This is a genomic window from Streptomyces sp. NPDC044044, from assembly GCF_056434405.1.
Genome location: NZ_JBWKFG010000002.1, coordinates 884,925 through 901,579 on the forward strand (window position 1 = coordinate 884,925; position 16,655 = coordinate 901,579).

Genomic DNA, 16,655 nt, shown 5'->3' on the forward strand with positions numbered 1-16,655 from the left:
GATATTACAAGCTCTCCGGCCCGATACCCAGGCCGCGTCACATCGCCCTCAGTTCGCCCTACGGCGGGAGAAGAAGCATGACGAGCACGAGCTGGGACGTCATTGTGGTGGGGGCGGGGTCCGCGGGTGCCGCGCTCGCGGCGCGCTCGGCGGAGAAGGGCAAGCGCGTCCTCCTCGTGGAGGCCGGGCCCGACTACCGCTCGGCGCAGATGCACGAGGCGTGGCGCTCACCCAATCCCGCCGTCGCGCTGATGAACCCCACCGCGGCCGAGGGGCTGCTGTGGGCGGACCTGAACTCCTCGCGGACCGACTCGCAGACGAAAGCGCCGTATTGGCGCGGCCGGGGTGTCGGCGGCAGTTCGTCGATCAACGGGCAGATCGCGATCCGGCCCCCCATGGCGGACTTCGAGGACTGGAGCGGGCTCGGGTGTACGGGCTGGTCTCCGGCGGATGTCCTGCCGTACTTCGCGAAGCTGGAGGACGACGAGCAGTTCGGTGACGAGCCGCATCACGGCCGCGGTGGACCGACACCGATCCACCGGACGTCGCAGGAGGAGTGGGGCGGAGTCGACACAGCGCTGTCCCGCTCCGCGCTCGCGGCGGGGTTCGGCTGGGCCGCGGATGTCAACGCCCCTTCCTCGCAAGGGGTTTCGCCCTATCCGATCAACTCGCGGGGCGGCCGCCGGGTGTCGGTCAACGACGCGTACCTGGAGCAGGCCCGGGAGTTGAGCACGCTGACCGTGCTGGGTGACGCCCTGGTGGAGAAGGTGGTGTTCGCCGGGGACCGGGCGGTCGGGGTGCGGCTGCTCGTCGACGGACAGGTGACGACCGAGCACGCCGACACGGTCGTGCTCAGTGCGGGCGTCATCCACTCACCCGGCATCCTCATGCGCTCGGGCATCGGACCCGCGTCGCACCTGCACGCGCTCGGCATCGACGTGCGCCACGACCTGCCGGTGGGCCGCGGCATGCAGGACCATCCGATGGCGCTGGTGTCGATCCCGCTGCGGGAGTCGGCGGCGGTCAAGACGCCGCACGACCGGCACACCAACGTCTGCGTCCGGTGGACCAGCGGCGACGACGCCCCCGACAACGACCTGATGTTCGTCTCGCTCAACCAGAACGTGCTGGCGATGGCCGCTGCCACAACCACCACCGCTTCCGGGGCGTTCGGGATCTGGCTGAACCAGAACCACTCCCGAGGCGTACTGACGCTGGCGTCCACCGACCCCTTCGAACAGCCGCTGGTGCGGCAGCGGATGCTGTCCGACGAACGGGACCTCCGCCGAATGCGCCAGGGCATACGAGCGCTCGTCGAGCTGGCGCGCCGCCCCGAGACGGCAGCCATCACGGAAGGATCGCTCGAGAAGGAGAACGCGGCACTGTTCTCCGTTCTGGACAGCGACAGCGGTCTCGACGAATACCTGCTGACGACGGTCATGGACGCGCAACACGGCACCAGCACCTGCCGCATGGGCCCGACCGACGACCCCGGCACCGTCGTGGACAGCGAGTGCCGCGTCCTCGGCGTCGACGGCCTGCACGTGGTCGACGCCTCGGTCTTCCCGTCAGTGCCCCGGGCCAACACCAACCTGGCCACGATCATGGCGGGTGAACTCATGGCCGACCGCATCGCCTGACTCGGCACGCTCGTGACCCGGTTCCGTTTGCTCGACACCGTTTGCTCGACCGAGGCGGGCGCGCCGCCGCGTCTTCACATGAAGCCGCGTCTTCACATGAAGCCGCGTCTTCACATGGAGGAGATTCCCGATGAAGACCTTGCAGAACCTGACCGGCGGGGTCTGGGGAGACTCCTTCGAGGACACGCTGCTCGACGTCGTCAACCCCGCGACCGAGGACGTCATCGCCCGCCTGCCCGGCGGCTGTCGGGCCGACGTGGACCGGGCCGTGGCCGCAGCGGTGAAGGCGCAGCCCGCGTGGGCTGCCCTGCCCGTGACCGAGCGCGTCGCGCACATCTCGGCGTGGGCGGACACCGTCGGCGCGTACGCGGACGAACTCGCCGACCTGGAGTGCCGGGAGATGGGCAAGCCGGTCGGCGTCGGCCGTACGTTCATCGACGGGGCGGTAGCCGGGCTCAAAGCGTCCGCGGCCCAGGCGCTGTCGTACGGCTTCGAGGAGACCATCAGCCATCCCGACGGCAGCGCCACGCAACTCCTGCGTCATCCGCTGGGGGCCACCGCGGTGATCACGCCGTGGAACTTCCCCGTCGCCATGGTGCTCGGAGCGCTCGGCCCGCTGCTCGCCGCCGGTAACACCGTCGTCGTCAAGCCCTCCGAGCGATCGCCGTTGTCGGCCGTGAGGCTCTTCGAACTGCTCGGCCTGCCGCCCGGCGTGGTCAACCTCGTCCTCGGCGACGCGCGTGCCGGAGCGCCGCTGGCCGAGCACGCGGACATTCAGCTCGTGCACTTCACCGGATCCGTCGGCGCCGGCCGGCAGGTCGGCGCGGGAACCGGGAAGCTGCTGCACCGCGCCGTCCTCGAACTAGGCGGCAAGGATCCCGTCGTCGTCGACGCCGGCGTCGACCCCGGCGCGACAGCGAAAGCGGTGGCGTTCGGCGCGTTCATCAACACCGGGCAGATCTGCACGTCCATGGAACGCATATACGTGCACCAGGACATCGCCGAGGAGTTCGTCGAGGCCCTGGTGGAGGCGGCGGGGACGTACACCGTCGGCGACGGTCACGACGAGGGCGTCATGATGGGGCCCCTGGTCGACGAACGGCAACGCGACACGGTCCGCAGGCATGTCGCCGAGGCCGTCGAGCGCGGTGCGACGGTCCGTGCGGGGGGAGACGAACAGGACGGAAAGGGCTTCTTCTACCCGGCCACGGTGTTGACGGGCGTCGACGAGTCGATGCTGGTGATGACCGAGGAGACCTTCGGACCGCTCGCCCCGGTCGTGGTCGTCTCCTCCTTCGAGGAAGGGCTCGAGCGTGCAGGCCGGTCCCGCTTCGGCCTCGCGGCCACCGTCTACACCCGCGACCCCGACCATGTGGCCGCAGCCACCCGGATCCCCGCGGGCGTCGTCTGGATCAATCAGTGGCAGGGCGGCGGCCCCGAACGTCTCTACGAACCGGCAGGCGACAGCGGCATGGGCGCCACCGGTGCGAGCGCGGCCTACGACGCCGCAACCCGCCCCGCCTCCGTCCACATCGCCGCCGGGACCGCCTCGTGAATTCCGCGCCGACGGACCCCAAGACCCTCATCCAGAAGCGGATCCGCGCTGCGGAGCGCGACCTGGTGGACCTCTCCCATCGCATCCACGCCCATCCGGAACTGGCCTTTGAAGAGGTCCGGGCCAGCACCTGGGTCGCCCAGCACCTGAGCGCGGCAGGCTTCGACGTCGAGCACGGCTGCTACGGCATGCCCACCGCGGTCCGCGCCACTGTGGGCTCCGGGCCGCTGCACCTCGCCGTCTGCGCGGAGTACGACGCGCTGCCGGAGATCGGCCACGCCTGCGGGCACAACATCATCGCCGCCGCCGCGGTGGGCGCCGGACTGGGGCTTGCCGAACTCGCCGACGACCTCGGACTGACGGTCACCGTGCTCGGGACACCGGCCGAGGAAGGCGGCGGCGGAAAGATCCAGATGCTCGAACGCGGAGCCTTCGACGGGCTGGATGCCGCGATGATGGTGCACCCCGCAGCCGCCGAGATGGATGCCATGCCCGGCACCGCGGTCTCCCAGTTCGACATCCATTACCGCGGCACGCCCGCGCACGCGGGGGCCTACCCCGAGCGCGGAGTCAACGCCGCCGACGCCATGACCGTCGCGCAAGTGGCCATCGGACTGCTGCGTCAGCAGACCACGGGCGCGGACCGCATCCAAGGCATCGTCACCGAGGCGGGCAGCGCGGCGAACGTCATCCCTGACACCAGCCGCGGCCGCTGGATCGTCCGCTCGGACACCCTGGAGGCGCTCGCCCCCCTCAAAGCCCGTGTGGCGCGCTGCTTCGATGCCGGTGCGGTGGCCACCGGGTGCGAACTGACCGTGAGTCCCGTCGGCCCCGACTACGCCGACCTGCGCCCCGACCCCGCGATGCTGGCCCTGTACCGGGCCAACGCAGAGGCCCTAGGCCGCACCTTCCTGGACCTGCCCGGCGGCGCCGCCGTCGGAGCCGCCACCGACATGGGCAACGTCTCGCACGCCGTCCCCACGATCCATCCCATGCTCGGCCTGGACTGCGCGCCCGCGGTCAACCACCAGCGCGAGTTCACCGCCGCATGCATCACACCGGCCGCCGACCGCGCCGTCCTCGACGGCGCCATCGCGATGGCCTGGACCGCGGTCGACCTCGCCGCAGCCTTTGACCGCGCGTCGTGACCACCCACCCGATCACTTCTGGTCGGGCGTCTCGTCGCGCGGACTTCTCTGGGCGAAGCGCTTGAATTGCCCTTCGTGTATGTCGCTCACCCACTCCCAGCCGGGCTTGACCGATGGGCCGATGCGCGGGTCGTCGGGAACACGGGCGTCACGCAGGGCGTGTACGTACGCTCGATCCTGATTGATCCTCGCGCGTACTTGATCAGCTACGCCGACGGACCCGTGACCGGGGATGAGGACGTCGACGTCGTCCGCCACGTCCTCGAGCAGCCGCAGCCCGACGAGGTAGTCCTCAATCGGGTCGGCGGAGTCGTCGAGCATCGGAATGAAGAGATCGGAGAGCATGTCGCCGGCGACGAGAACCCTGCGTTCTTCGATCAACAGCGCCGCATGGCCCGGTGCATGCGCCGGATGCTCAATAATCCGGACCGTGGGGCCGTCCCAAGGGACCTGCGCGGTTTCAGCAGGCAGACCCGTAATGAGACCGAACAGGTCCAGCGGTGTTTCCTCGGCGATTTCCGGCGGCAATCCATCGGCCACGCGGGCCTTCCAGCCCGCGTTCGACAGCAGATCCTGCATGTAGGACGCGCAGCGCGCTGTACCGTATCGAGGCGCTTCGCCGAGGTCGGCATGCCAGAGAACGTGATCCCAATCAGGATGCGTCGAGAATCCTGCGATGACGGGCTGCCCCAACTGACGAAGGTCGTTCGCCAGGCAGGCCATTTCACCGTCTGTTATCCCGGCGTCTACGACCAGCACGCCGCCCCTGCCCTGCACGACCGCAGTGTTGTTCTGGAGCAACTCGCTCTGGTGGATCAGAACGCCTTCCGCGACCTGCTTCAGCATGGGGCTCCTCCGTTTGTGGTCAACAGCCACGTCTCGACCGGCGCCGGGTCGTCGCTCCTGCTCAAGATCGAACTCCCGGCCACGGTTTACCCAGCCACGATTTACCGCGAAATACCTGCCAGAAAGTCTGACGCACACCACTCTCGACGGCAACGGCGAACGGGACGCCGCCCGAGCCGACCCCGCCCCGCGCCTGGCACACGGACATGCTCGCCCGCACTGTGCATGGCCCGATCGAAATGGCGCTGCCCGACTGGGACAGGGGGAAGGTTCTGGCAAAGATTCTCGATCTGATCGAAGATCTCCAAGCCAGACTGGTTCCGGGGCACGAGCACTTGACCGGCGTGGGGTTGGGGGTCGGTGGGCATGTGCATCGAGGGACGATCATCAACTCACCGAACGCCAGCTGGCACAGGTTTCCTCTGGCGTCGCTGATTCGGCAGCGCCTTGACGTGCCAGTCGTCTTGGAGAACGACGCCAACTCCCTTGCGGTGCGAGAGCGGTTCCTGGGCAGCGTCGATGACGAGAGTATGATCGTCATCCTCATCACTGACAGGGGAGTTGGCTCCGCGCTCGTCCTCAACGGTCAGGTGTTTCGGGGCGCCCACGGCATGGCGGGCGAACTCGGCCATATTCCTGTGGATACCGGTGTCCAGGGATCCACCACCAAATGCCGCTGCCAGAGCTCCGGTTGTCTGGAAGCGGCCGCCGCCCCCTACTCCATCACGCGCACCCTGAAGGGCGAAGGCGTCAAGGAAGGCTACGAAACCACGAGCAACGGCCAGGGTGGCGTCGTCCACCAGACTCTCGTCCATGCGGGGGAGGCCCTGGGGCGTGCTGTTGCGACACTCATCAACGTATTCAATCCCACGACCATTGTCCTTTACGGCCAGCAGCCGCTCGTAGGTGTGCCGCGCACATTCCGTGGCACGGAGGGGCCGACCAGTCCCGGGGCGGCGGGTGTCTATATGAGTGCCATGACGCAGGCCGCTCACGCTCACGCCTTCTCCACCGGCGCGGAGGAATGCAAGTTCGTCGTGCGCCAAGCGGACGACACCGACAGCGCCGCTGCGGCAGCAGCCTGTGTCATCCAACAATTCGCCCCGCTCGCCGGGAAGTACGCCCTGAGTCCTCAGAAGTAGGGCCACGGACCCGACTAGGCCGCTGCGTGTGTGAGGCCGCGAGCCGCCACCGGGCGGTGGGAGAAGTAGGCGGCCTGCGGCTCCCATCGGTCGCGGTCGGCCGCACGACACGGGCCGCCGGACGCCCGAGGACGGGACTCCGGCACCCACGCATGCGCGTTCCGGAGGGCCCATACCTATACGCCTATACGACGCCGGGTGCGGATGGGAGCGGAGACATCCACCGGCGACAACAGAACCCGGCAGGTCAGCAGACGCTGTCCGTCGGCTTCGGGTTGCCCAGGCCGAACAGTGGACGCAGGCGCAGGCCGGCCCAGGTGCCGAGGATGGCCACGGCCGCCCAGATCCAGCCGTGGAGGGAACCGGAGGCGATGCCTGCCAGGTAGGCGCCGATGTTGCAGCCGCCGGCGAGGCGGGCGCCGATGCCCATCAGGATGCCGCCGATGACGGCGGCGAGCGCTGTGCGGGCGGGGATGGTGCGGTGCAGCTGCCACACGCCACCGGCGGCCGCCGCGACGGCCGCGCCGACCATGATGCCGATGTCGGTGAGGCTGTTCTTGTCGGCAAGCACCGGCCCCGACAACTGGGCCGCGCTGTCGGGCTGTTGCCAGAACGCCCAGGTCTCCGGCATGCCGCCGAGTGCGCCCACGACCTTCGAGCCCCACAGGGCGAACGCGCTGGTGACGCCCCAGGCGCCGCCCGACACGAGCAGCACGCCGGCGCCGAGCACCGCAAGGGCCACGGCGCCCGCGGCCAGCGGCCAGGAGCCCCTGACCGTACGGCGGAGGGCACCGCGCGCCGACGGTGGGGTGCCGACCGGCGGGGGATTGCGGCGGGCCTGCACGGTGCGGGCGATGAACCAGATCGCGGCGAGCGCCGCGATCGTAGCCGCCCAGGAACCGAACCAGCCGACGTGGTCGGACAGGACGTACGGGTCGAGCGCCGGCAGATCGTTCCAGAGGCCGAACTGCCAGGCGGCGAGGGTGGAGCCGGTGATGAAGCCGAGGAGGGTGAGCACGATGGTGCCTTGGCCGGAACCGACGGCAAAGAGGGTCCCGGAGGCGCAGGCGCCGCCGAGCTGCATGCCGATGGCGAAGAGGAAGGCGCCGATGAGCAGCGCCACCCCGATCGGCCCGGCGCTGGGGGCGGGCACCGACCCGAAAAGGCCGCTGCCGGTGCCGATGATCAGGGCGAAGAGCGTCGCGGTGGTGCCGAGGAGCAAGGTGTGGGCACGCAGCCCGGTGCCGTTCCCGACGGCCACCAGCTGCCGCCAGGCGGAGGTGAACCCGAACCGGGAGTGGAACAGGGCGAACCCGAGTCCGATGCCGAGCAGCAGTAGGACGCCGGGCTTGGCCCCGTGCTCCGCGAAGACGTACCCGGCGAGCGCGACACCGATGGCGGCGGCGACCGCCAGCGGCACCCGCCGGACCGGTGGCGAGGCCTCGGCCGGAGGGGCGGAGGCGGAGGTAGGAGCAGGGGCGAGCAGGGCGGCCCGGGGCGGCGCCCCGGCATCGGGAGCGGTGGTCAAGAGGGTCTCCGGGAACGGGAGGGGTGGGCCGGACAGGCGGTGGTCGCGTGAGCGCCGAGAGATGTCAGCCGAGAGATGACAGCTGACAGCCGAGAGCTGGGCGCTGAGAGTTGGGCGCTGAGCGAGGCGTCAGCGGCGACAGAGCGCGTCGTCGACGCTCCACGGCGTGGCCGCGAAGAGCGCGAGAGCGAGCTGACGAGCGGGTCCGAACATGCGCACCACCATAGGCATCCCGCAAAGATCCTGAAACGCCGTCTCGGATCCTGGAACACCGTCTCACATAGAGAGCACATGACCGAGACGGCGGGGTGAGGGACAGAGGCCCGTGGCGGAGGTCAGTGGCCGAGTAGAGGTCCTGGCCGAGCAGAGGTCACCGGGACTCGGACGGGAGCGGCACGACGTCTCCGGTCGGCGTCCCGGAAGCGGTCAGAGCGCGCTGCTCCTCTGCCACGAGGCCGAGTACGCGCTCCCGCTCATGGCGGCCCCACGTCTCCTTGGTCACGAGGATGCCGCCGAGGCCGATCACTGCCGCGGCCAGGTAGAGCACCGCGGCGCCCGGCCAGCCGAAGGAACCTACCAGAGCGGCTGCGAGCAGCGGGGCGAAGCCGCCGATGGCCGCTGCGACCTGGTATCCGAGCGAGGCTCCCGATGTGCGGGTCGCGGTGCGGAACTGTTCGGTCAGCAGGGAGCCCTGGGTTCCGGTGAGTGATGCGTGGATGAGGCCGATGCCGACGATGAACACCGCGACCACGAGGGCGGGTTGGCCGGAGTTGGTGAGCAGATACATCGGGAACGCGAAGAGGATCGCCGCCGTACAGGCCGCTATGTAGATGGGGCGGCGCCCGATGCGGTCGGTGAGCGAGCCGGCGAGGAAGGTGACCGCGATGGCGAGGATGCTGGCGACGGTGATCGCGCCGAGGGCGACGGACCTGAGGTCAGGGTGGCGTTCGGTGATGTAGCTGAGCAGGTAGGTGGCGGTGGAGTAGTAGGCGAAGGATTCGACGACGCGCAAGGCGATGACGCGCAGGATGCCGCGCCAGTCGTCGGCCAGCGTGGCACGGAACGGGTTCTTCTCGGTCTTGCCGCTGGCCTTGGCTTCCTGGAATTCGGGGGATTCGGAGAGCCGGGAGCGGACGATCAGCGCGGCGATCACCATGATGGCGCTGAGCAGGAACGGAGTCCTCCACTGCCAGCTGCCGTCGAGGGTGTCGCTCCACGCGAACACGCCACTGGCCAGGGCGATGCCCAGCGGGTTGCCGGCCTGGGGGATCGCGGCGAACATGCCTCGGCGGTGCCACGGCGCGTGCTCGTAGGCCATGGTGATCGCCCCGCCCCACTCGGCGCCGAACGCGAGGCCCTGGATCATTCGGATGACCACGAGCAGGATCGGTGCGAGCACGCCGACCTGTTCGTAGGTGGGCAGTACGCCGATGAGGAACGTGGCGGCGCCCATGACGATCATCGCCGCGACGAGGACGGGCTTACGGCCGAACTTGTCGGCGAAGTAGCCGCCGATGGCGCCTCCGAGCGGGCGCATGACGAAGCCGACCGCGAGGGTGGCGAAGGAGAGCAAGGTGCCGACGAACCGATCGCTCTCAGGGAAGAAGACCGCTCCGAAGTAGAGCGCGGAGGCGGTGCCGTACGCGATGAAGTCGTAGTTCTCGACACTGGTGCCGAAGGCCGCGGCGACCGCGGTCTTGACGCGGTCCTTGGAGCCGAGCACGCTCCGCCGTCCGGCAGGGACGCTGGTGGGCATGGGAGTTCTCCTTTTCACCGGGTATTTCTGGTGTTTCGGGGCATGCCGAAGACGCGCCCGGCGCAGTCGTGCGTGGGCAGGGCGTTCGGTGTCAGCGGAAGAGAGAGTTCACCCGCTCAACGGGCGTGTGGACGGCTTGTCAGGGGGCCGGGCTCAGATCGTCGAGCGCGTTGAGTTTGGCGACCCGGCGCCGGGTTTCCTCGTCGTCGTCGAAGACGGCACCGAGGAACTCACGGACGATGTCGGGCACGAGCGCGTGCGGGACCAGCCAGGCCCCCATGGCGATGGCGTTGGCGTCGTCGTGTTCGACGGCCTGGTGCGCGGAGTAGGGCTCGTGGGCCAGACCGCAGCGGACGCCGGGCAGCTTGTTGGCTGCCATGACGGCGCCCTGGCCGGTGCCGCAGACGAGCACGGCTCGATCGGCGGTTCCGGAGAGCACGACCTCGCAGGTGATGCGGGTGATGTCCGGGAAGTCGACAGGGTCACTGCTGTGGGTGCCGCAGTCGATCACCTCATGCCCGAGAGCCTCGATGGCCTTGCGGACGGTGTCCTTGAGTGCGTATCCGGCGTGGTCCGCGCCGAGGGCGATCTTCAACTGCTGTTCCTTTCAAGGAGGGGGCGCACGGGTGGCCTCAGGGAGGGCGCACCGTGGTCGCCGAGGAGCGTCCTGGCCGAGCGCGCCGAGACGGTTTCGCGGGGCCGGACATACGGCGGGGGAGCCGGCGTTTTCGGTGGCAGTGGTGCCGATGGCGATACGGGCGCTCATCGGATGTCCGGCAAGGATCTGTCGGCGAACGTGGTGGGGATGCGTTGCCCGGGTGCGGCGCGGCCGGCGATGAGGTCGACGAGCCCTCGTACACCGAGCCGGCCGATCGACGACGCCCCGTTGCGCACCGCGCTGATGGGCGGCGAGGCGAACTCGAACCAGTCGAGGTCGTCGAAGGAGACGACCTCGATGCGGGCGGCCTGCGCAGCGCCGATTCGCTCGCGCAGCGCGCGCACGGCTCCCAGGGTGGTCGGACCGTTCGCGCCGAACACGGCCGTGAACGGGGCGCCGCGGTCGAGGAGGCGGCGCATGGCATCGGCCGCCCCGCCCGCCAGGAAGTCACCGGCCTCGATCAGTCTCTCGTCGGTGCTGATGCCGTGTGCCTGGCGCCCGGCGAGGTAGGCGGCGCTGCGCTCGGCTCCGGTGGAGATGGCGTCCGGGCCGCCGATGAAGGCGACGTCACGATGGCCGCGGCGCTGCAGCCAGGCGAGTACCTGCTCCACGCCCTGCGCGTTGTCCGTGCCGTACAGCGGGGCGTCGACGCCCTCGATCCTGCGGTTGAGGAACACGAGCGGCAGTCCGGACGCGAGCGTGGCCGCGAGCTGTGGCGAGACGCTGCTCTGCGGTGAGAACAACAGGCCGTCGATGCGCTGGCCGGCGAAGGTCCGGAGGTACGCGTCGGCCTGCTCGGCGTCCTCGTTCGCGTTGGCCAGCAGCACGGTGTACCCGTGGCGGCGCGCTTCTTGCTCGGCGGCGTGAGCCAGCTCGGAGAAGAACGGGTTGCGGATGTCCGAGACGAGCAGTCCCAGTACGTCGGTGCGGGCGCGGCGGAGGGAACGGGCGGGGCCGTTGGCGATGTACCCCAACTCGGCCGCGGCCGCGAGCACACGGGACCGGGAGTCGGCCGAGGTCTGACTGCTGCCGCTGAGCACGCGGGACGCGGTACCGAGCGCGACCCCGGCTCGTGCGGCGACGTCCTTGATCGTGGCCACCCGCCCCACCTCCTTGTGGAAACGTTTCCATGAACTCGATGGACTTAAGATCGCACACGGTTCGTGAAATGGGCAAGGTCCCGGAGCGGAAACGCTGCGCCGCGCGAGCGCAGATCCAGGGGCGGCACTTCTCTCTGTTCGGGAGCGGATCGGGGTGGGGTGGGGTGGGGCGGGGGCAGCTTCACGTCCTTGATGACGCGATCGGTGCGGTCCTTGCCGTCTCCGGCGGGCTTCCCCGCGCGTACGCTGATGGGCAAGCCGCGCGATGGGGGACAGGCGGCATTGGGGGAGCTGTGTCGGACGGCGAAGAGGTACCCGAATGCGCGTACGACGCATTCCTGTCGTACAGCCAAGAAGCAGGAAAAAAGCTTGCTCCCGCCTTGCAGCGTGCCGTCGAGACCTTCGCGAAGCCCTGGTACCGGCGACGTGGCCTGCGCGTGTTCCGGGACGCGACGCACGTTCACGCGACATCGAGTCTGTGGGACACGATCGAGTCCGCGCTCGCGGAGTCCTCGTGCTTCATCCTCATGGCCTCACCGGGGTCCGCGAGGTCGCCCTGGGTGATCCGGGAAGTCGATTGGTGGCTGCGACACCGCCCGGTGTCGCGGCTGTACATCGTTCTCACCGAGGGGGAACTGAGCTGGGACCCGGTGCGGGGGCAGTTCGACCTGCGGAGTGGTGACACGCTCCCTCCCGCTCTGCTGCATGCCTTCCCCTCACAGCCGTTGTGGGTAGACCTGCGCGGGATACGTGCCGAGCGGCTCACGGTCCGGCGTGACCCCGCCTTCCTGGACCGCGTGGCCAGTCTCGTGGCATCCCTCACCGGACGCCCCAAGGACGATCTGATCGGTGAGGAACTGCGTCAGCACCGCCGGACAAAACGGATTGCCGTGGCTGCGGCTGCCACGGTGACGGCCCTGGCCGTGACGGCCACGATCGCAGCGACGGTAGCCGTGCAGCAGCGTGATGAGGCCCGGCGCGCAGCTGATGTCGCTGCGGCGCGGCTGCTGGCTTCATCGGCGGACCGGGACATGGCGGACCGGCTCGATCTCGCGTCCCTCGAGGCGGTCGCGGGCCACTCCCTCGACCCGTCGTCCGAGACGAGGTCCGCCCTCTTCCAGGCGGCCGCGGCCAGCCCGTTGCTGGAACGGTTCGTGCATACCGATGTACGCCTCACCGCGCTGGCCGTCGCACCGAACGGTGCCCACGCCGTTGTCGGGGCGGAGGACGGATCGCTGCGCCGAGTGCGCCTGAAGGACGGTGCGGTGACGCGGCTTCCGGGCATGAAGTCGGAGACGAGTGACCTGCGGATCAGTGCGGACGGTCGATACGTGGCAGCGTGGGCCCACGATCAGGGGCCTCGCGTCATCGACCTCACCACGGGCCGGATCGCGGGACCCGGGACGGTGTCATTTCCGCGGCGCGAGCGCCCGCAAGGGGAGTTCGGCGGGGAGTTCTCCGCCAACGAGCGCTACTACGTCAACCGGAGCGCCTCGGGGGCAGCCCGGGTAGGAGTCCGCCGCGTGGCCGACGGCCGCCGGGTCGCCAACCTCGCGCTTCCGGGCGACGACGGTGGAACGGGGTGGGACCTCGCCGTCAGCGGGGACGGCATGCGCGTGGCCGCCGGCAACCAGACCATGGTCCAGGTCTTCTCCGTGCGTGAGCGCGGGGAATCGGATGCCGGACGTCTCACGGGTGTACCGGGGGCGCGGCTGCTCGCGCTGGACAACGGAGGGCGGCGTCTCGTCACCGCCACAGGGCAGCGCCTCGCCATCTGGGACCTCGGCCGCCGCGGGCGCATCGTCCGCTCCCTGGCGCGGCTGCCGGGACCGGCCGATCCCTCGGTCGCGAGCAGCGGCGTGGCGGGCGCCTCCACCTCGCGCCCCTTCCTCTGGACCGATCAGGGCACCAGTACGACCGTTGCGCGTCAGGGCGGAAGGCAGAAACTGAAGGGCAGCGGACCGGTGTTCACCGATCACGCACGGCGCGTCGTCACCCACGCCTATACGGACGACACGGCGACGCTGCTCGTGTGGGCCTGGGACGGCGCCCGCTACCGGCAGAGTGCGCGGGTCCCCCTCCCCTCGCGTGAAACCAATGCCCTGTCCTTTGCCCACGGCGACAAGGAGATGCTGGCTGTGGACACAAGCCGGTCCCGGCTCACCCGCATCCGGCTGCGGGACGGCGAGGTGCTCAGGAGGCTACGGGTGCCCGGGCTGACCCCGGATTCCATGCTGGCCGTCAGCGGGAATGGAAAGTATCTGGCCTGCGGACACGACAACGGTTCCGTCACTCTGGTGAGGGTGGAGGACGGCGACCTTGCCACGCTGTGGCGCAAGGACCGTCGTGCGGTGGGGGAGGGGATCGCCGACATCGGCATGGACCACCGGGGGCTGACCGTCAGCCTGGTGCTGACGGACGGCGAGGTCGTGGTGTGGGACGTGGCCTCGCGGCGCCCGGCCCGGGAGTTGCACGCCGGGCGGTTCGTCAAGGTGGTCACCCTGCCTGCCGCGAACGTCATCACCGGGGTGCGCATCGATGGCACCGTCGAGATGTGGGAGTTCGACTCGGGCCGCAGGCTCGGCTCCTTCAGCGTGCCGGTGGCCGACCAGTTGGGGTGGCGTGAGCCCGGCACGTACCTCTTCGTGACCGAGGTTCCCGGCGCCCGCCGGATGCTGGTCCTGGCGGCGGCACGCATTGAGCTGCTCTCCGTCGACCTGCGGGAGGACGCTTGGCGAGACGCGGCGTGCGCGCTGACCGGGCGTCGGCTGGGGGCCGCGGAACTCGAGGACATCATCGGCGCGCAACCGGCGGAACGTGTCAGGTCGAGGGCCGTGCCATGCGCCGTTTAGCCCGTGGCTCGACTCGCGCGTGCGGACCGGGCTCAGCCGCGCGGATCTGACGCCACCGCCAGGACCAGGCTGGTGCTGGGGGCGCAGCGCATGCGGCCGTCCTGGGTCGCCCGTACGGCATCGGCCAGGGGGACGTGGTGGACGCGCAGATCCGCCTCGCCCGGTTCGGGGCCCGCCGGCCCGGGGGCGAGGTGCTCGGCGCGCCACAGATGGACCCGTGTCGGAGTCGTGCCGGGAAGGGGGAACAGGTGGCCCTGGCTGCTCCAGATGCCGTCCCGGTACCCCGTCTCCTCCGCCAGCTCCCGACGCGCCGCCGCCTGTGCGTCCGCATCGTCCGGATCGACGGCCCCGCCCGGGAGTTGCCACAACCGGCCCACGAGGTAGTGGTACTGCTCGACGACCAGCAGGCAGCCGTCGACCACGGCCGCGATCCGCACCTGGTCCGGCATCTCCACCCAGTCGTAGCGACCTCGTGCGCCGTCGGGACGCGTCACTGCGTCGCGGCGCACCCCGAAGTGCTCGGTGGAGAGGAGCCGCTCCCCATCGTGACGTGTCCATGGCCCTCGGTGCTCCATGGAGGGAACCGTACGGGATCGCTCCCCCGGCGCTACTCCCGCGCGCGGGGCACCATCGGTGAGTCGTGGGTGGCGGGGCCGGGTGCCGCCGCGCCGAGCATGGCGGCCGCGTCTCGGACACCCGCCAAACGGGCGAACGCCAGCACGTACTCCCGTGAGTGGGCCTGCACCTCGCGCAGATCCGCACGGCATTCCGCGGCCTGTGGCCACTCCGATTCCGGCCGGTCGGGGTGAGTGTCCTCGAAGGCACGCAAGCGGGGGTGCCACTGTGAAAGGAACGGACGGAGCTCGGCGTTGAGGAAGTTCACTGCCAGGGCCTCCACGGTGAGGCCCGAACTCACCTGCGTCGAGGGGCGGCTCACCTTCAGCGTCTCCCGGGTGGTCGCGAACAACCCGTACAGCGATGTCATGGCTTCCCTGAGCAACCCCTCGTCGTCGTTGAGCCGTTGCACCGACACACGCGTCACCGACTCAATGAAGAGCTGCCACGCGACCTGCCGGGCATCGTTGTTCACGACGAAGGTCAGCTCGCTCAGCTGCGGCACGGTGACACGGACCTCTGTCAGCCGTGCCGAGCGCCGGTAGGCATCGAGGCCGACGGCGACGAGTGCGCCGGCCAGTCCGCCGGCAATGGCGAACAGGTACGTGCCTCCGGTACGGCTGATGGCATAGACGCAGACACCGACCACCGCACCGGCAGCCATCGCAAGGGCGACGCGGAACGTCCGCCCGGCGGCGTTTCCCCTCCCGGCCGCGCTTCCCCGCACCGGATCCTCCCGACCGGCCTTCCCGCCGCGAACCACGAACACGGCACTACTGCCGCTACGTGACGGAGGCCAGGCCCGTTCGACTGCCCAACACGACGTTGGTAACAGTAACTTGACGCGTGCCCGCCTTGGTGTGGTGCGCAGGGAACCGGCGGCGCGGGCAACGCGACTTGGCCGCCCCGGCTGAGGTTGCCGCCTCAGAAGGCGGAGTTGGCGAACCAGTGTGCCAGGAGGCTCTCGTCTCCCTCGTGCGAGAGGACCGCATCGTCGTGGTGCAGGCGGCCGTAGACGAGCAGCAGCAGGTCGCGGGCGGTTCCCCGTACGGTCGCGTCAGCGGTGTGAGCCTCCGCGTCGGCCGTGGCGAGCGCGAAGCCGTCGGGCCGCAGGTGGACCAGCCAGTCGCCGGTGCCATCGGTGGCGTGGAAGCGGATGGTCCTGTCGGAAGCGCGCAGGTTGACGACATGAGGGGCGAAGGAGGCGGCGAAGGGGAGGTTGACGAGGAACTCGTCGACCCCGTCGACCGCTACCGCTCGGTCGATCGCGGGCCGCAGGCCGAGTGCCAGTTCGGCGTCGGCCCGGTGCAGCAAGGTCTCGAAGAGCATGCGGCGCGCCCAGAACCGGGCGTGCTGGTCGGCTCCCCACGCCCACATGGGCAGGTTCGGACCGGTGGCCGCGAAGGCGTCCGCCGCCACCGTCGCGCTCTCGGCCAGCCAGTCGGCGTATCCGTCCTCCTGGTCCGGGAGGCGCAGGTCCACCTCGCGGCTCCGCGGGGGTTCCTGGATGCGTGCCCGCAGCAGAGTGGCGAACCAGCGCTGGACGCTGCCGGTGTGTCTGATCAGGTCGGCCAGTGTCCAGCCGGGGCAGCCGGGCACTGGGGTCGCCAGGTCGGCGCCCCTGACGGCCGTGACGAAGCGCGCCGTCTCCGCCGCGACCGCCGCGCGGTGGTCGACGAGTGCCGGGGTGTGGTCCGCGGGGTTCACGTGGTCCGCGGGGTCCACATGGTTCACGTGGTTCGCGGGGTCCGGAGTCTTCATCGGGGTGTGCCTTTCCGAGGGGTGCGGTTCCGCTGAGCGCAGCGGCACTCCAGT

13 protein-coding genes are annotated in these 16,655 nt (G+C 70.0%); 5 read left to right on the forward strand and 8 right to left on the reverse strand.

Annotation, left to right across the window (positions count from 1 at the left end; translation table 11 throughout):
* Positions 1-77 precede the first annotated feature (77 nt).
* The 3 genes from AC07AG_RS09825 (at position 78) to AC07AG_RS09835 (ending at position 4,343) form a co-directional block, all read left to right on the forward strand.
* Complete coding sequence (locus AC07AG_RS09825) at positions 78-1,640, forward strand: GMC family oxidoreductase (RefSeq protein WP_478753551.1); 1,563 nt, start codon at positions 78-80, stop codon at positions 1,638-1,640.
* Positions 1,641-1,770: 130 nt separating this feature from the next.
* Positions 1,771-3,195, forward strand: coding sequence for an aldehyde dehydrogenase family protein (locus tag AC07AG_RS09830; RefSeq protein ID WP_478753553.1), 1,425 nt, complete (start codon positions 1,771-1,773; stop codon positions 3,193-3,195).
* Entirely contained in the window at positions 3,192-4,343 is a 1,152-nt protein-coding gene (locus AC07AG_RS09835; RefSeq protein ID WP_478753555.1) for a M20 family metallopeptidase, read from the forward strand. The genes AC07AG_RS09830 and AC07AG_RS09835 overlap by 4 nt, the downstream gene beginning before the upstream one ends.
* Positions 4,344-4,355: 12 nt before the next feature.
* Here the strand turns inward: AC07AG_RS09835 and AC07AG_RS09840 are convergent, their stop codons facing one another.
* On the reverse strand, positions 4,356-5,189 hold the full coding sequence (locus AC07AG_RS09840) for an MBL fold metallo-hydrolase (protein ID WP_478753557.1): 834 nt from the start codon (positions 5,187-5,189) through the stop codon (positions 4,356-4,358).
* Between the two features lie 206 nt (positions 5,190-5,395).
* Here AC07AG_RS09840 and AC07AG_RS09845 point away from each other — a divergent pair, with 206 nt between their 5' ends.
* Positions 5,396-6,331: an ROK family protein gene (locus AC07AG_RS09845; RefSeq protein WP_478753558.1), complete on the forward strand. Its 936-nt coding sequence runs from the start codon at positions 5,396-5,398 to the stop codon at positions 6,329-6,331.
* Between the two features lie 247 nt (positions 6,332-6,578).
* Here AC07AG_RS09845 and AC07AG_RS09850 read toward each other — a convergent pair whose 3' ends face one another.
* The 4 genes from AC07AG_RS09850 to AC07AG_RS09865 form a co-directional block, all read right to left on the reverse strand.
* A complete protein-coding gene (locus AC07AG_RS09850; protein WP_478753560.1) occupies positions 6,579-7,859 on the reverse strand; it encodes a YeeE/YedE family protein in 1,281 nt (426 codons plus the stop codon).
* Between the two features lie 370 nt (positions 7,860-8,229).
* Complete coding sequence (locus AC07AG_RS09855; protein ID WP_478753562.1) at positions 8,230-9,615, reverse strand: MFS transporter; 1,386 nt, start codon at positions 9,613-9,615, stop codon at positions 8,230-8,232.
* A 139-nt stretch (positions 9,616-9,754) separates the two neighbouring features.
* On the reverse strand, positions 9,755-10,210 hold the full coding sequence (locus AC07AG_RS09860) for an RpiB/LacA/LacB family sugar-phosphate isomerase (protein ID WP_478753563.1): 456 nt from the start codon (positions 10,208-10,210) through the stop codon (positions 9,755-9,757).
* Between the two features lie 167 nt (positions 10,211-10,377).
* Complete coding sequence (locus tag AC07AG_RS09865; RefSeq protein WP_478753565.1) at positions 10,378-11,373, reverse strand: LacI family DNA-binding transcriptional regulator; 996 nt, start codon at positions 11,371-11,373, stop codon at positions 10,378-10,380.
* 29 nt (positions 11,374-11,402) lie between these two features.
* On the opposite strand from AC07AG_RS09865, the gene AC07AG_RS09870 reads away from it, so the two are divergent.
* On the forward strand, positions 11,403-14,225 hold the full coding sequence (locus tag AC07AG_RS09870; RefSeq protein ID WP_478753567.1) for a TIR domain-containing protein: 2,823 nt from the start codon (positions 11,403-11,405) through the stop codon (positions 14,223-14,225).
* A gap of 32 nt (positions 14,226-14,257) precedes the next feature.
* Here AC07AG_RS09870 and AC07AG_RS09875 read toward each other — a convergent pair whose 3' ends face one another.
* The 3 genes from AC07AG_RS09875 to AC07AG_RS09885 all read right to left on the reverse strand — a co-directional run bounded on the left by AC07AG_RS09875 (position 14,258) and on the right by AC07AG_RS09885 (position 16,601).
* Positions 14,258-14,800, reverse strand: coding sequence for an NUDIX domain-containing protein (locus AC07AG_RS09875; RefSeq protein WP_478753569.1), 543 nt, complete (start codon positions 14,798-14,800; stop codon positions 14,258-14,260).
* Positions 14,801-14,832: 32 nt separating this feature from the next.
* The gene (locus AC07AG_RS09880; protein ID WP_478753570.1) at positions 14,833-15,609 is read right to left on the reverse strand and encodes a hypothetical protein; all 777 of its coding nucleotides are present in this window, start codon (positions 15,607-15,609) and stop codon (positions 14,833-14,835) included.
* Between the two features lie 155 nt (positions 15,610-15,764).
* Complete coding sequence (locus AC07AG_RS09885) at positions 15,765-16,601, reverse strand: maleylpyruvate isomerase family mycothiol-dependent enzyme (protein WP_478753572.1); 837 nt, start codon at positions 16,599-16,601, stop codon at positions 15,765-15,767.
* Positions 16,602-16,655 lie beyond the last annotated feature (54 nt).

Excerpts from the sequence above, each read along its gene's own strand:
- AC07AG_RS09830 (WP_478753553.1), top strand. The coding sequence starts at position 1,771 with ATGAAGACCTTGCAGAACCTGACCGGCGGGGTCTGGGGAGACTCCTTC.
- AC07AG_RS09845 (WP_478753558.1), top strand. The coding sequence starts at position 5,396 with ATGCTCGCCCGCACTGTGCATGGCCCGATCGAAATGGCGCTGCCCGAC.
- AC07AG_RS09870 (WP_478753567.1), top strand. The coding sequence starts at position 11,403 with ATGAACTCGATGGACTTAAGATCGCACACGGTTCGTGAAATGGGCAAG.
- AC07AG_RS09840 (WP_478753557.1), bottom strand. The coding sequence starts at position 5,189 with ATGCTGAAGCAGGTCGCGGAAGGCGTTCTGATCCACCAGAGCGAGTTG.
- AC07AG_RS09855 (WP_478753562.1), bottom strand. The coding sequence starts at position 9,615 with ATGCCCACCAGCGTCCCTGCCGGACGGCGGAGCGTGCTCGGCTCCAAG.
- AC07AG_RS09825 (WP_478753551.1), top strand. The coding sequence starts at position 78 with ATGACGAGCACGAGCTGGGACGTCATTGTGGTGGGGGCGGGGTCCGCG.
- AC07AG_RS09875 (WP_478753569.1), bottom strand. The coding sequence starts at position 14,800 with ATGGAGCACCGAGGGCCATGGACACGTCACGATGGGGAGCGGCTCCTC.
- AC07AG_RS09885 (WP_478753572.1), bottom strand. The coding sequence starts at position 16,601 with ATGAAGACTCCGGACCCCGCGAACCACGTGAACCATGTGGACCCCGCG.